Origin of the sequence: Anaerobranca gottschalkii DSM 13577 (genome assembly GCF_900111575.1) — a bacterium.
GTDB classification, from domain to species: Bacteria; Bacillota; Proteinivoracia; order Proteinivoracales; family Proteinivoracaceae; genus Anaerobranca; species Anaerobranca gottschalkii.
The window spans coordinates 1-15,044 of record NZ_FOIF01000019.1 but is presented as its reverse complement, the minus strand read 5'-3'; the positions used below and the strand labels follow the sequence as shown (position 1 = coordinate 15,044).

Below are 15,044 nucleotides of genomic sequence, written 5' to 3'. Positions count from 1 at the left end.
TTAAACACCTCCCTTTACTTCTTCTTTTTCGCAGATACAACCACTGGCTATAATACTCTCTTTATTAATTTTTACTCCCTCTCCAACTACTGTGATTTTACCTTTACTATCCCCTATTTGACAACAACTACCAATATTGGCATTTTCCCCTATTATGGCTTTCTCAACTATAGTGTTTTCTTCTAATACTACACCGGGCATAACTATCGATTCTTTAACAACTGCCCCTTTTTTAATTACCGTACCTGGAAAGATAATACTCTTAATTACCGTCCCTTCAATATAACACCCTTCTGTTATCATAGAGTTGACTACTGTTCCAGTTTTGCCTATATAGTGGGGTGGTTTAACTGGATTTACTGAATAAATTCTCCAATTACCATCATAGAGATTCAGCTTCCCATTTTCCTCTAATAAATCCATATTGGCTTCCCAAAAACTCTCGATTGTTCCAACATCTTTCCAATATCCATAAAAGGGATATGCCCAAAGACTTCTACCATCTTCCAACATCTTAGGAATAATATCTTTCCCAAAATCATGGGATGAAGAAGGATTTAAATGATCCTCAATTAAATATTTTTTTAACATTTTCCAACTAAAAATATATACCCCCATAGATGCTAAGTTATTCTTAGGAACTGCTGGTTTTTCTTGAAAACCGGTAATTTTTCCATATTGGTCACTAATAATTATTCCAAACCTTTTAGCTTCTTCCCACTCAACTGTCATGGCAGCTATAGACAAGTCTGCTCCTTTTTCTTTATGATAATCTATCAAATATGAATAATCCATTTTATATATGTGGTCCCCAGATAAAATTAAAACATAATCAGGATTATATAAATCAATATACTCTATATTTTGAAAAACTGCATCGGCTGTACCCTCAAACCAATGCCCCCCATCCTTTGCAACATATGGAGATAAAACAGTTACTCCACCGTTATTTTTATCTAATCCCCATGGGGCACCTATACCAATATAGGAATTTAAAATCAGTGGTTCATACTGGGTTAATACTCCTACAGTATCGATACCAGAGTTAGAACAATTACTTAAAGTAAAATCTATAATCCTATATTTCCCTCCGAAGGGTACCGCAGGTTTAGCCAACTTGGTAGTTAAAATCCCTAACCTTGTTCCTTGACCCCCAGCTAAAATTAAAGCAATACATTCTTTTTTCATCATTACCTCTCCCCTCCTTTTACTATTTAAAAGACTAAAGTTTTAATAATTATATCATACATGTTTAAATTCTGTAATACTTTTTTGTAAAATTTTAATTAAATAAATTAAATAAAAATTATTATCACTCTAAAAACAAAAAAAGACTCATTATCCTGTAAAAAGATAATAAGTCTTTTTTTTTTACAAACTAGAATAAATCCCTTTACTGAGATAGCGATCCGCCCTATCTGGGAAAATCACTACAATTTTTCCTTCAGCTATTTTTTTTGCCAATTTTATAGCACCAGCCATAGCTGCTCCCGATGAAGAGCCTACCAGAATACCTTCCCTTTTAGCTAATTCCTCAACATAGTAAAATGCCTCTTCATCTGAAACTTTAATTATTTCATCAATATAATCTAACTTTAAAGTTGAAGGAATAAAATCATTGCCTATACCTTCGATTTTATAACTAGAACACTGCCCTCCACCAATTGTAGAACCAATCGGGTCAACTAATATGCCCTTTACCTGGGCTTTTATGTCCTTTAAATATTCCATAATACCAGTAATAGTACCTCCAGAACCGGCCCCTGCCACTAAGTACTGAAAATCTCCTGCCATTTGTTGATATATTTCTTTAGCAGTAGTTTGATAATGGGCTTCAGGATTTAACTGATTATTAAATTGATCAATAATATACACGTCTTTAATACTATTTTTTAACTCTTCAACTTTCCTAAATGCCCCTTTTAATCCTTCCGCTTCTGGAGTATTAATAATTTCAGCCCCTAAAGCCTTCATAATTAGCTGTTTTTCTTTAGAAAATTTTTCCGGTACAACAAAAATCACCCTATATCCCTTATTTATAGCAGCCAATGCCACACCAATCCCTGTATTTCCTGCAGTTGCTTCGATAATTGTTGTTCCTTTTTTAATTAATCCCATTTCCTCAGCTTTTTTAATAATATAAAAACCTATTCGATCTTTAACTGAACCACCGGGATTGTAGTATTCTAATTTAGCGAATATCTTTACCTTCTCAGGAAAATCAAAGGAGTTTATCTTTAGCATAGGGGTGTTTCCTACCATTTGCTGGACATTTTCATAAACTTGCACAATATCACCTACAACTGTAAATCTAAAATAATATCTTCAATATCTTCAATACCTACAGAGACCCTAATTAAGTTTTCAGTTATTCCCAAACTATCCAGTATTTCCTTGGGAACAGAAAGGTGTGTCATTAAAGCAGGGACTGAAATTAAACTTTCCACTCCACCTAAACTTTCCGCCAGTGTAAAGGTTTTTAAATTACTTAACAGTTTATTCCTTACTTCACTATTTATTACTTCAAAGGATAACATACCTCCAATACCTGGGTAATAGATTTTAGTTACCCAACTTTGCCTTTTTAAATGTTCTACAACTTTTACTGCATTTTCACAATGCCTTTCCATTCTAAGGGCTAGTGTCTTTATTCCTTTAATCAATAGCCAACTGTCTTGGGGACCTAATATCGCCCCTACAGAATTTTGCACAAAATGTAGCCTTTCACCTAAAGATTGAGAATTAACTACAACAACCCCTGCTACTAGATCACTATGCCCTCCTAGATACTTAGTGGCACTATGAAGTACAATATCTGCACCTAAATCTAACGGTTTTTGTAAATATGGGGTCATAAAGGTATTATCAACGATTGTAATAAGGTTGTACTTTTGAGCAAGGGTAGATACAGCTTTAATATCAGTTACTTTCATTAAAGGATTTGTAGGTGTTTCAATATAGATAGCTTTGGTTTGAGAAGTAATAGCCTTTTCAATTTTATCTAAGGAACTAGTATCAACGAAACTATAAGTAATTCCTAAATTATTAAATACCTTATCAACAACTCTCCTAGTACCACCATACAAATCATCGCTAAAAATTAAATGATCACCACTTTTAAACAACATTATGACAGAAGATATGGCAGCCATCCCAGAACTAAAGGCAAAACCTTGATATCCATTCTCTAAATCTGCTACTAGTTTTTCTAAAGCTAAGCGGGTGGGATTAGCTGTTCTAGAATACTCAAAGCCAGTATGCTCCCCTGGTGCTTTTTGTTTAAATGTTGAAGTTTGGTAGATGGGAACAGTAACTGCTCCCGTATGTTTATCCCCATCAATTCCTCCGTGAATAACTAAAGTATTAAACTTCATTTTTCCTCTCCTTTAAATATTTTTCTTCTAGTTTTTCTTTCACTTCTTTAGCATACTCCTTTGCTCCAAACAAAGATAAGTCCCGATAATTGCCACACTGTATAGGGTTATCTGCAGGTATCTTATCTGCCTTTAACACCTTTTCTAAACTTCTAATCAATCCTTGGGCAATTTCTTCCTCTTCTCCTTCTCCGACTTTTATTAAATAAAATCCTGTTCTACAGCCCATTGGCGAAACATCTACTATATCACTGATTTCCTCCCTCAAAAATCCTGCCAATAGGTGTTCTAAACCATGGACTACACCGGTGGGCATGGTATCTGTATTAGGCTGAGTAAACCTTAAATCAAATTTTGTAATCACATCTCCTTTAGGTGTATTGATTACTCCACATTTTCTTACATACGGTGCTTGGACTTTAGTGTGGTCTAAAGTAAAACTCTCTACACAAATTTTATCCATTATAAAATTCCTCCTTTTTTTGAGCAAATATTATCCATACATATTTATTCATTTGCTTTAATGTAATAGTATAATTTAATTCTTTAAAAAGCTCTACCATATCTTCTACTAATTCATAATATTCCCTTTTTAAATCATTTAAAAGATTAAAAGCCTTTAGTTCTTCGACTTCTTTAATCAATTTTTCTTTATATCTTTGGGAAATAAACATAGTATCTGCTATAACTATTTTACCACTTTCCTTTAATAAGGAGTCCATTAATTTTAAAGCCTTTCTTTTTTCTTCTAAAGTCAAGTGATGAAAGGCATATGAAGCCACAATACTATCAACTTTATTATATAAGGGAATATTGAGAAAATCTCCATCTAATATTACTACATTAGTTAATTTGTTATTTGCCTGTTCCCTCATCTTTTTAGATGGCTCTATACCTACTACATAATGGCCGTTTTCCGCTAGTTTTTTGCTCAGATTACCAGTGCCTAAACCTATTTCTAATGTAATACCATTCCTTTTATCATTTATATATTGAACAATTTCTTCTAAAATTCCTTCATAGTTTTCAAAAACTTCTCTATATTCATGTTGGGTATTATAAACGGTTTCATCATAGTTATCTGCCCAAACATCAAAAATTTCATTAAAATTAGCCATAATTGAATCCCCCTAATTATTCTATATAAAATCTATAGAAATAGTATATATTCTATCCCCTTCCTTTGTCAATATAAATTTTATTTACTCATTTTTTTCCTTTTACTAGGATATATTAATTTGTAAGGATATTTTATTAAAAATTAGGAGGTATATTTTATGGAAATGGAGAAAACTATTAAAAACATAATTTTAGCAGGAATTGGGACAGCAGCCTTTGCCTATGAAAAAGCAATGGAAACCGTTGAAGATATGGTTAAAAGAGGTGAATTAACTGTTGAACAAGGGAAAGCATTAACAGGGGAATTAAAAACAAAATTGACTAAAAAAGACGGAGTCCAATCAGAAATTACCTTTAATGCCACTACTTTAAATGAAATTTTAACCCAAGGGAATATCGCTACCAAAAAGGATATTGAAGAACTTAAAGAAAGAATTGAAGCATTAGAGAAACTGGTTAAGTAAATTTAGAAAAAACAATGGAAATAAATAAAGGTAAAAGGTTTAGGGAGATTGCCTCCGTCTTAATTAAAAATGGTTTTAAAGAAGGTTCTACTAATCCTCAAAAAATGAAGGATACTTTAGAAGAATTAGGACCAACTTTCGTAAAAATTGGTCAAATCCTTTCTACAAGGCCAGATATTTTACCGGAAAATTACATAGTAGAACTAAGAAAACTCCAAGATGATGTAAAACCAGAAGAATTCCCAGTAATTAAACAGATAGTTGAAAAAGAATTAAATTCTCCTATTCACCAAATATTTAAGGATTTTGAAGAGAAGCCTTTAGCATCAGCTTCAATAGCCCAAGTTCATAAAGCTGTTTTAAAAAATGACAAACTCGTTGTGGTCAAAGTAAAACGACCACATATTGAGGAGATTATGTTAACAGATCTAGCAATTTTAAATAAACTTACGAAAATAATTAGCTTCTTTCCCCAAAGCATATTTAACCCTGGAGAAATTATTGCAGAACTTTATCAAGGAGTTAAAAGGGAACTAGATTTTATTGAAGAAGGTAAAAATATCGATAAATTTTATCAACTGAATAAAGATGTCCCTTTTTTAAGAGTCCCAAAAACTTATCCTAGGTACAATACAAACAATCTATTGATAATGGAATATATTGAGGGTATTAAAATATCAGATAAGTTTACGTTACTTGAAAAGGGCTATGATTTAAAAGAAGTATCTATTAAGTTAGCAAATAATTTTCTAAAACAGGTTTTTCAAGATGGATTTTTTCACGGTGACCCACACCCAGGAAATATTTTAATAAGTGGAGAAAAAATAGCTTATTTAGATTTCGGTTTGATGGGCAGTTTATCCCCTAACCTTAAGTTTCGCCTCAATGAACTCCTTACTTCCATTGTCTTTGGTGATATTAAAAAAATGGCTAGGGTTATCCTCCAAATAGGGATTAAACGAAATAAGGTTGAACGGAAAAAATTACACAGTGATTTAGAAGAAATGTATAATCAATATGCCACTTTATCTATAGAAGAATTAGATATTCCGGAATTGATAGATCAAATTTTTAACCTTTGTAAAAATCATAAAATAACTATTCCTAAAGATATAATTTTGATGGCTAAAAGTTTTATTTTGATGGAAGGGAATGTTGCTTTACTTACACCTGATCTTAATTTAATGGATATTGCCACACCTTATGTAAAAAGACAGATGTTAGAAGGGAAAAATTTACAAGAGGAAGCAATAAAATTTTTAGAAAACCTAATTAGAGCTACTAATTCCACCATTAAATTACCTGAAAAGGTTCTAATCCTTGTCAATAAATTGTTAGCAGGTAATACAGTGGTTCAAATGGAACATATAAATTTAGATAAAAATATCAATAAAGTTACAAAGGCTGCAGATCGCATAAGCTTTGCTTTAATTGTTTCTTCTATTATAATCAGTTCTTCTTTCATTATAGCTTCTGAAGCTGGACCTAAAATTTATGATATCTCTATTTTAGGGCTACTTGGGTTTGTTGGTGCAGCTTTTATGGGTATTTGGCTCCTTGTTTCTATTTTACGTTCCGGAAGATTATAAAAGCCTTATGTCAAAAAGACATAAGGCTTTTATCTTCTATTCCTTATAGGAGTAGGGGTATTATTCATTCTGTTTTGGTTTTCTGATCTATTTTGGTTTTCTGATGGATTTGGGTTTTCCCGGTTTTCTTGTCTGATTTGATTTTCAATTCTATTTGGATTTTCTCTGTTATTCTCCTTTATCTTTTCTTTCCTTTCAGTATTTTCTTCCCTATTTTTGTTTTCTTCTCTATTTTTGTTTTCTTCTCTCATTATATTTTCTTTTCTACTTTCTTGCCTATTCCTGACTTCCTCTTTAAATCGACTCATTAAAGTTTTAATTGATGCATTCTTATTTTCTTCTGTAACTTCTTCATTAAGTAAATTAGTAATTATATTATATTTCCCCGGTGTTATCCCCGCCTCTTTAGCCCTTTGTACCATTTCATAACCAATCACCTGTATCACTACATTTCCTTTACTATTATTTTCCACAGTTTCTATTAAATCGTTAATTTTGTTTACCCTTTTTTCAATAAAATCATTATCTCTTCCAATATAAGAAATTAACAATTCGGCATTATCTTCTTGTAAATATTCCTGGGTTAATTTATTTATCGTTTCTTCCATTGCTTTTTCCATAGTTCTATTTCGGACTTTAAGTTTTTCAATAATTTTTGCCCCTTCAGCATTTACAGCTTCTACCCCTATCACCCGATTAAAAACATTTGATGTTAAAACTATACCAGGATTTACATCTATACTCACATAATAATATGGATAATTATAAGCAAAAACACTGGTTCCTATTAGTAATATAAATATAATTGATGCAGCTAATGAAAGAAAAGTCTTTTTGCTAAACATTTTACTTTTCACATCCACCATCTCACCTACTTTAAAATTTTTATTTCTTATTTTAATAAAGGTTCCATCTTCTTGTAATAATATGGCATCTTTTCCCTTAATTTCTACAACTACATTTTTCAAAACTTATCTCCCTCCTTTAAAAATTTTTTGATATTAGGAAAATATTCCCGTAAATATTGATATTCTCCGGAAAATATTTCTACTACTGCTATTATATATTTACGATATCTCTCTATAATTTTTAAGGGTATCTTTACATTTTTTTCAATTACTTTTATCGGTAATTGTTTTGATTTATGAATATGTTCTATCAAAATAGGATTTGATAGCAAATACTTTATAATTTCTTCACAATACCCTTTAGTTTTTTTAGTTTTGGGAGAAATTTTAACTAAATCATAAAAACTAAATCCATAACTTTTTATTACCTCTGAAATAGCTTCTATTTCCCAGCAAATATCCCTTTCAACTTCCTTATTTTCACCTATACCTAAATAAAAAGAATTATCTATCTGATCATATTTTACCTCTAGATTATTTTTCTTTTCTCTCCGATAATAATCAATTAGTTTCCTTTGGATTACAAGTTCTGCGAAACTAAAAAAACTCCCTTTATTTTGATCATATTTTTTTATAGCTTCATAAAAACCGTTTAAAGCTATAGACCATTCATCATCATTTTGGGTTATGTATTTTTTTACTACCTTAGAAGCACTTTTCAAAATAAAGTTTTCATAATTAACTATAAATTTTTCTAGTTTAACAGGACAATTGGCAATTTCTATTATCTTATTACTGATTTCATCCATAAGCTTCACCCATTAATAATATACGATAAAATTTCTATAAATTTTAGGGTTATTGAAAAAAAAACAAAAATTCTTTTGGTTGAAATATAAAAGGGCTATCGAAAAACTATAAAATAACTAGTTTTCCGATAGCCCTTTTTATTAAGCCAAATTAATTAACGTAGCTATTATTAAGAACACTGCCCCTGCTCCGATATTCATTAAAATCCAAGGAGTTACCCATTTAAACCATTTTTCATAGGGAATTTTAGCAATAGCTAAATAACTCATCAACACCGCAGAAGTAGGAATAATGGAATTTGTTATTCCATCTCCTAACTGATAGGCTATAACAGCAGTTTGTCTACTAACACCTACTAAGTCTGCTAAAGGAGCCATTATAGGCATTGTCGTTGCTGCTTGACCACTTCCAGATGGAATAAAGAAATTTAAAACTATCTGTACTAAATACATTAACAAAGCTGCAAATACGCTGGGTAATGAAGATATTCCCATAGCTAAATTGTTGATGATAGTATCAATTATTTGCCCTTGTTCCATAACTACTAAAATAGCTCTGGCAACTCCTACGACTAAAGCACCAAAGGCGATACCCTTTGCCCCTTCTACAAAATTAGCTGCTGATTTGCTAGGAGATATTCCTCCCAAAATACTACTAAAAATACCCATCATCAAGAAAACTGAAGCCAATTCTTCAATATACCAATCATAGGATTTAACCCCTATAATAATCAGTATAAACCCTATAATCAATACGGAGTAAACCAATAAATGTTTAATAGTAAATTCAGGTAATTCTTGTAAATTTAATGAATAATCATCTTTTTCTTCTAAGTTAGCTAATATGCTTGAACTTGGATCTTTTTTGATTTTTAAAGCATAGGAAATTATATACCAACAAGTGATAGATACCAATACTATAAACATCAATAATCTAAAGGTAAAGCCTGAGTATAAAGGCACCTCAGCTATTGCCTGAGCTACTCCGACGGTAAAGGGATTGGCAAACCCTGCAGAAAAACCTGCCGCTGCCCCTAATGCTATCATCCCAGTCCCAACCACTGCATCGTAACCTAATGCCTTCGCTAAAGAAATACCTATAGGAACAAAAACTATAATTTCTTCAGACATACCTATGGTAGAACCACCTAAAGCAAAGATAAATGCCATTATAGGGATGATTAAAATTCCTTTATCCTTTACTTTTAGAGCCAGTCTTCCTATTCCTGCATCTATGGCCCCGGTACCTTGAATCATTGCAAAAGCTCCACCTACAATGAAAATAAAGAAAATAATACTACTTGCCCCTTCCATCCCCCTATAAAGGGCAGAAAATAAATGGGGCTTTTCAAAGGAGAAAATCTTAACTGGTGATTGTTCTACATATCTAAAAGAGTCTGGATCTACTACAATTCTGTTACTTTTAGGATCTTCTACCCTTTCATAAACCCCTGCTGGTATTAAATAAGTTCCTAAAAAAGCTAATAAGACTACTGCTACAATAATTACATAAGTATGGGGTATTTGAAAAACTTTTTTCATTAAACTTGACCTCCTACTAATTTAAACTGCTCTTTTTAAAACCAATACCAAAATAAGCAAAGATAATATTTACAACTGGAACTAGAGTGTTTAAGAATGCGAAGGGAATATATACCCACGGTGATACTCCTAAAGTTGCCATCATATAAGCTCCACAAGTGTTCCATGGGAAAAGGGCTGAGGTAACAGTTCCCCCTGCTTCTAAAGTCCGTGATAATAACTCTGGAGGTAAACCTTTATCTTGATAAGCTTGTTTATACATCCTTCCTGGAACTACTAAGGCTAAATATTGGTCGGCAGTGAGAATATTTACAGCAATAGAAGTTAGGGTAGTAGCTAGAACCAAGGAACCTGTTGATTTAGCCAGCTTTAAAATTCCTAAACCAAAGGCTTTGAGCATGCCTACTTTTTCTAAAACTCCACCAAAGGTTAAAGAAGTGAAAATTAACGAAACAGTCCACATCATACCATCTAAACCACCACGGCTTAATAGATTATCTACTAACTCTACACCTGTCTCCAGTTCTAATCCGTAATGGGCAGCATCTATGATATCTGCAAAGGAAGCACCTTGAAAAATAGCGGCAAATATTCCTCCTAATACAGAACCGGCTATTAACCCAGGAAGGGCAGGGATTTTCAATGTTACTATCAAGATAATGAATACCGGTGGTATCAGTAATATAGGAGAAATATTAAAATTTCCTTTAATAGCCTCGGTTATAGCTTGAATTTGACTAGTATCGATATTTGTACCACTATACTTCATTCCTAATAAACCATAAAGGATTAACGCTATACCAAAGGTAGGTAAAGTTGTATAACACATACTCCGAATATGGTCAAAAAGATTACTACCTGCCATGGCAGGAGAGAGGTTAGTTGTTTCTGAAAGGGGAGATAATTTATCTCCAAAATATGCTCCAGATACAATTGCTCCAGCTACCATCCCTACAGGGATACCTAAACCTTTACCAATTCCCATCAAGGCTATTCCAACGGTAGCAGCTGTAGTCCAAGAACTACCGGTAGATATGGAAACAATTGCGCAAATTAACGCAGCTGCCAATAAGAAAATACCTGGGGACAGGATTTGTAATCCATAATAAATCATCGCTGGAACAGTCCCACTTAAAATCCAAGTTCCTACGATGGTTCCAATGACCATTAAAATCAAAATTGCCTGCATAGCTAAACGAATTGTATCTAATATACCTTCTTCAATTTCTCCCCAGCTGTAATTTAGCAAAAATTTAGCAACTAAAGCAGCTACTATGGTAGATAAAATTAGGGGAATTTGAGGATCAGCACCAAAATAGAGAATTGAAATTGGTAAAATAACCAATAAAAAGAGGATGGGAATAAGGGCATGGAAAATTGTCGTTTGTTTTTTCATGTAGTATTCAGCTCCTTTTTTAAATTAGATTTGTATATATATAAATTTGAGTTTAAATTACATCGAATAAAGACCACCTCCTCTAAAGTTGTTAAAACTAGCAGAAAATTAAAAAAACTCGTCCCCTAAAATAAGAGACGAGAAAATAAAAGGAAATAAAAAAACCCGTCCCTTCAATAAAGAGACGAGAAATTCCCCGCGTTGCCACTCTTGTTGATAGATTATTTAATCTATCCACTCTAACCAATAACGGTGGTGACCGTTTTTCCCTACCCAATTCAAAAATGAACCTTCAGGAAAAATCCTCTAGGGTGCGCTTCAATAAGTTTTAGTTACTAGACTCACACCAAACTCTAGCTCGCTGAAACCTCCACTTATTTACTCTCCCTATCACTGGATCAAATATTAAATTTAATGTTTATTATAAGGATTTTTCCTTACGGTGTCAATAACTTTTTTTAGTAATTTCTTTATAATTATCCTACCCAAAATACTCTTCAATAATTGCATTAAGTTGTGATGCTATCTTATTGAAGTCACAATTCAAATCCAATGTGCATACACTAATTTTATTTCCACTCATTTTGTATGTAATATCTGGCAATATATCCTCATCTGTTTTTGCATACAAAAGCATTCCTGAAACTTCATGGGGTCTATCTTTCATCTGATATTCCTTATTTTTAACATATGTGAAAATCTGATATAGATTCCCTGAATGTAAAGTATTAATACCATATCGGGACAGAGTAATACGATTATAATACTTAGCATCGATTATAAGTATCTTATCATCTTTTGAAAGCATTATATCGGTCTGCATAACAGGAAGCATTGTATTTATACCATCATCAAGTTGCCAATGAATTTGTGATGAATTTACAGTGATGTCTGGAAATTCTTTACGAAAATATTCAAATATAAACTTCTCATATAATCTATACATACGCTGTTCATCAAAAATGTCCAACATTTTTGTTTTTCCATTTGAATTGCTCAAAAGCAACCCCTTTATAACTAAAAAACATATTGAAATTAACATTCTATATGTTTGATTGTTACGATTATATTGTAAATTCCAGTTAATCCTATTCACATCCAAAGATTCAACATCTGCAAAAAATACAAGAAGCTTACTTAACTCCTTTTTACGAGTCTTTGATATATCTGAATGTAGCAATAGCTCTATAGTAGTTTTAATAATTCTATTCATATAAGAGTTTGTTGAGAAATTATCATATCTACAAAACATTTGATTTTTATACAAAGATCCACTTTTAATAGTTTCAGAAACATCTATCTTGCCTCGAATTGTAGATAAACAATCTGTTTCCATTATATAATCACGATAAAGCCCCCGTTTTAATTGAATAGAGATACTCTTTGAAAGAATAGCTGAACATAACTCTGCTGAATTATTAAACTGTTCTGTAGCTAAATCCTTATATCCTTGTTGGTTTAACACTTTAAAAGCATAGGCTAACATATAGTATATATTTTGTATTGGTATCATTTAATAGCGCTCCTCAAATAATCTGCCCATTCTTTTACCTTAGATGGTTCATCAAACCAATATTCTTTAATAAGAGGAATTAATTCATATTCTACGATATTTGAAAGAACTTTATCATTAACCTCGTCAATATTGCAAAAATAACTGTGGCCAATTAAAAAACCTTCTCCAAGTGTTTCATCATCAGCAATAACATTGTTTAGTCTTTCAACACATTCAATAAGACTATTCAGCTTCTTATTATTTAATTGCTTTGTATAAATTGAAAATCCCTTAGATTTAAATCCTGGTTTTATTTCAAAAAAAGCAAAACGTCTACGTAAAGCATAATCTATAAATGCTAAACTTCTATCTGCTGTATTCATCATCCCTATTATATAAATATTTTTTGGTACAAAAAACTTTTCGTTAGAATAAAGTAATTGTAGCGAATTGCCACGTTTATCATTTTCTATTAACATAAATAATTCTCCAAATATTTTACTTATATTACCTCGATTGATCTCATCAATAATAAAGAAATACTCATTTTCAATGTCATCTGCTGCTTTTTTACAAAAATTGTAGAATGAACCTTTTTTAATTTCAAAACCACCATCAGTAATTGAAGGTCTGAAACCTTCAATGAAATCTTCATAACTATAACTCTGATGAAACTGAACCATCATTATTCGAGTCTGATCCTTAACACCCATCATAGAATAAGCTAAACGTTTTGCAGCATATGTTTTCCCTACTCCTGGAGGACCTTGTAAGATAACATTTTTTTTATTTCTAACAAGTTCTAATAATGTATCATAATCCTCCTCATCCATATACACTTCTTCCAAAAATTTATTCCTATCATATATTGGATATTCTATTTCTTGTTCCTTAAAAATTTCTCCGTCATTATCTTCACTAAACAATGCTTCAAGTTTTTCAACATAGTTAGTAAAAGGTGTAATATCCGTTAAAGTCTTTGTAATAGCTTGACCAGGATGTTCCCATTCACCTTTATGAGTCCATTTAACATTCCTTAAATTGGGGAATTCACTATCTAAAGTTGTATCAAAGTAATAATCTGAAACAACAACACCACGACCTATAATTTGAGTTCTACCTTTTTTAACAAATATAATATCACCTTTTTTCATCTCATAGACAAATTGCCAAGTAGCAAGAGCATCATTCATAAAAGATCCGTTAGGGTTAATTTTTTCTTTCATGGCTTTCTTCATTTCTTCTTTAGTTGAATATTGATTTAAATCACCAATTTTCTCCCAACCAATTCCCATAATACCTTTTTCATAAAACTCATCCCACTTCCTTGCCCCTTCACCAGGTGTATAGATCCAATAATGAATAGTATCTACATCTTCATCTGCGAGTCCAGAGCCTTTATCATCTCGTTGACTTTGAACCTTTTTCGATTTTTCTTTATGATTTATTTCTTCTGAATAACGCCATGCTTCAAAGGATAACTCTTTAAAATTTTTAAGATTACTTGCACTGCTTTTAAGATATTCACTTATCTTTTTCATAATATCAAAATATTTGTTTGCAGAAATTTTTTCTTCTACTTTCGGCAAAATAGATACTATATTATCAGGAATTTTTCCAGCTTCATATATATACCATGTATTACGGCTATCAAGATTTAAAAATGTATCAGGAGATATCCAATAAAGGCCCATAGTTATCTTACTATTACCATTTCCTTTTTGGTTTATAACTCTATCGAAGAATTTGGAAACTTTATCACGATTTGCCTGAGTTGGATTTTTAGAATAATCAAGGGCAGATGAAAATAATTCCCATAAATCGTCAATATCACTATCATTTCTATATCCAATAAAATTATAGAACGTAGCATTTTGATTATTAAGAACTGGTATGCTATTAAAAGAAGTAGGTATTTTTGCATTTATATTAAACTCATCAGCGATATATTTTATAATACTTTTTCGATTAATTTCTTTCATTGAACTTTTATTAAATAGTCCAAACACTGTAAATGGATCAATATCAATAATTTCATTATCCTTCTCTAATGTAGGTAAACTAATGTAAATGATAAAATAAAGTTGACAGTTATTGATAAATAAGATTTTACACATTTAACCTAAAATTTGGAAAAGAGGTGATTAAAAACTGGAAAATGCAAATCATTTAGTTGAAACTGTTTTTGGCATTAAAATTAAATAATCTAACTACAAGTTTTAATGAAAACCTTAGTTCCTTTGAGTATAATATCATTATGATATTATACTCAAAGGGGAGATAAGCGTGAAAAAAGAACAGGGGTGGAAAATGTATATAGAAATACAACAATTAAAGGAAAAAGGATTTACTATTTCTCAAATAGCTAGAAACTTAGGTATTAGTAGACCAACTGTATATGAATACAT

Annotated in this window: 14 protein-coding genes and 1 other annotated feature; of the genes, 3 read left to right on the top strand and 11 right to left on the bottom strand. The window is 31.5% G+C overall.

The window, feature by feature from the left end; all coding sequences use genetic code 11:
* From BMX60_RS06235 to BMX60_RS06215, 5 genes are all read right to left on the bottom strand, one after another.
* A complete protein-coding gene (locus tag BMX60_RS06235; RefSeq protein ID WP_091350433.1) occupies positions 1-1,191 on the bottom strand; it encodes a glucose-1-phosphate adenylyltransferase in 1,191 nt (396 codons plus the stop codon).
* Between the two features lie 180 nt (positions 1,192-1,371).
* Entirely contained in the window at positions 1,372-2,289 is a 918-nt protein-coding gene (locus BMX60_RS06230; protein ID WP_091350431.1) for a PLP-dependent cysteine synthase family protein, read from the bottom strand.
* A gap of 8 nt (positions 2,290-2,297) precedes the next feature.
* Positions 2,298-3,374: an aminotransferase class I/II-fold pyridoxal phosphate-dependent enzyme gene (locus BMX60_RS06225; RefSeq protein ID WP_091350429.1), complete on the bottom strand. Its 1,077-nt coding sequence runs from the start codon at positions 3,372-3,374 to the stop codon at positions 2,298-2,300.
* On the bottom strand, positions 3,364-3,837 hold the full coding sequence (locus BMX60_RS06220; protein ID WP_091350427.1) for an S-ribosylhomocysteine lyase: 474 nt from the start codon (positions 3,835-3,837) through the stop codon (positions 3,364-3,366). The genes BMX60_RS06225 and BMX60_RS06220 overlap by 11 nt, the downstream gene beginning before the upstream one ends.
* Positions 3,830-4,492, bottom strand: a complete 663-nt coding sequence (locus tag BMX60_RS06215) for a class I SAM-dependent methyltransferase (protein ID WP_091350426.1) — start codon at positions 4,490-4,492, stop codon at positions 3,830-3,832. The genes BMX60_RS06220 and BMX60_RS06215 overlap by 8 nt, the downstream gene beginning before the upstream one ends.
* Before the next feature lie 159 nt (positions 4,493-4,651).
* Between BMX60_RS06215 and BMX60_RS06210 the strand changes: the two genes are divergently transcribed.
* Together BMX60_RS06210 and BMX60_RS06205 are read left to right on the top strand one after the other, a co-directional pair.
* Positions 4,652-4,957 (top strand): phasin family protein, encoded by a 306-nt coding sequence (locus tag BMX60_RS06210; RefSeq protein WP_091350425.1) that lies wholly within the window; start codon positions 4,652-4,654, stop codon positions 4,955-4,957.
* A 14-nt stretch (positions 4,958-4,971) separates the two neighbouring features.
* Complete coding sequence (locus BMX60_RS06205; protein WP_091350422.1) at positions 4,972-6,546, top strand: ABC1 kinase family protein; 1,575 nt, start codon at positions 4,972-4,974, stop codon at positions 6,544-6,546.
* Positions 6,547-6,575: 29 nt separating this feature from the next.
* Here BMX60_RS06205 and BMX60_RS06200 read toward each other — a convergent pair whose 3' ends face one another.
* From BMX60_RS06200 to BMX60_RS06175, 6 genes are all read right to left on the bottom strand, one after another.
* Complete coding sequence (locus BMX60_RS06200; RefSeq protein WP_091350419.1) at positions 6,576-7,514, bottom strand: anti-sigma-I factor RsgI family protein; 939 nt, start codon at positions 7,512-7,514, stop codon at positions 6,576-6,578.
* Positions 7,511-8,203 (bottom strand): sigma factor, encoded by a 693-nt coding sequence (locus BMX60_RS06195; protein WP_091350416.1) that lies wholly within the window; start codon positions 8,201-8,203, stop codon positions 7,511-7,513. The genes BMX60_RS06200 and BMX60_RS06195 overlap by 4 nt, the downstream gene beginning before the upstream one ends.
* Positions 8,204-8,344: 141 nt before the next feature.
* Positions 8,345-9,745: a YfcC family protein gene (locus BMX60_RS06190; protein ID WP_091350413.1), complete on the bottom strand. Its 1,401-nt coding sequence runs from the start codon at positions 9,743-9,745 to the stop codon at positions 8,345-8,347.
* Positions 9,746-9,761: 16 nt separating this feature from the next.
* Entirely contained in the window at positions 9,762-11,141 is a 1,380-nt protein-coding gene (gene nhaC / locus BMX60_RS06185; protein WP_091350411.1) for a Na+/H+ antiporter NhaC, read from the bottom strand.
* Positions 11,142-11,318: 177 nt separating this feature from the next.
* Positions 11,319-11,544, bottom strand: a binding site (T-box leader).
* A 78-nt stretch (positions 11,545-11,622) separates the two neighbouring features.
* Entirely contained in the window at positions 11,623-12,654 is a 1,032-nt protein-coding gene (mcrC, locus tag BMX60_RS06180) for a 5-methylcytosine-specific restriction endonuclease system specificity protein McrC (RefSeq protein WP_091350408.1), read from the bottom strand.
* Positions 12,651-14,753, bottom strand: a complete 2,103-nt coding sequence (locus tag BMX60_RS06175) for an AAA family ATPase (RefSeq protein ID WP_091350406.1) — start codon at positions 14,751-14,753, stop codon at positions 12,651-12,653. Before BMX60_RS06175 ends, mcrC begins: the two co-directional genes overlap by 4 nt.
* 193 nt (positions 14,754-14,946) lie before the next feature.
* Between BMX60_RS06175 and BMX60_RS06170 the strand changes: the two genes are divergently transcribed.
* Positions 14,947-15,044 (top strand): helix-turn-helix domain-containing protein (locus tag BMX60_RS06170; RefSeq protein ID WP_207648402.1); only part of this gene is annotated, 98 nt, incomplete at its 3' end.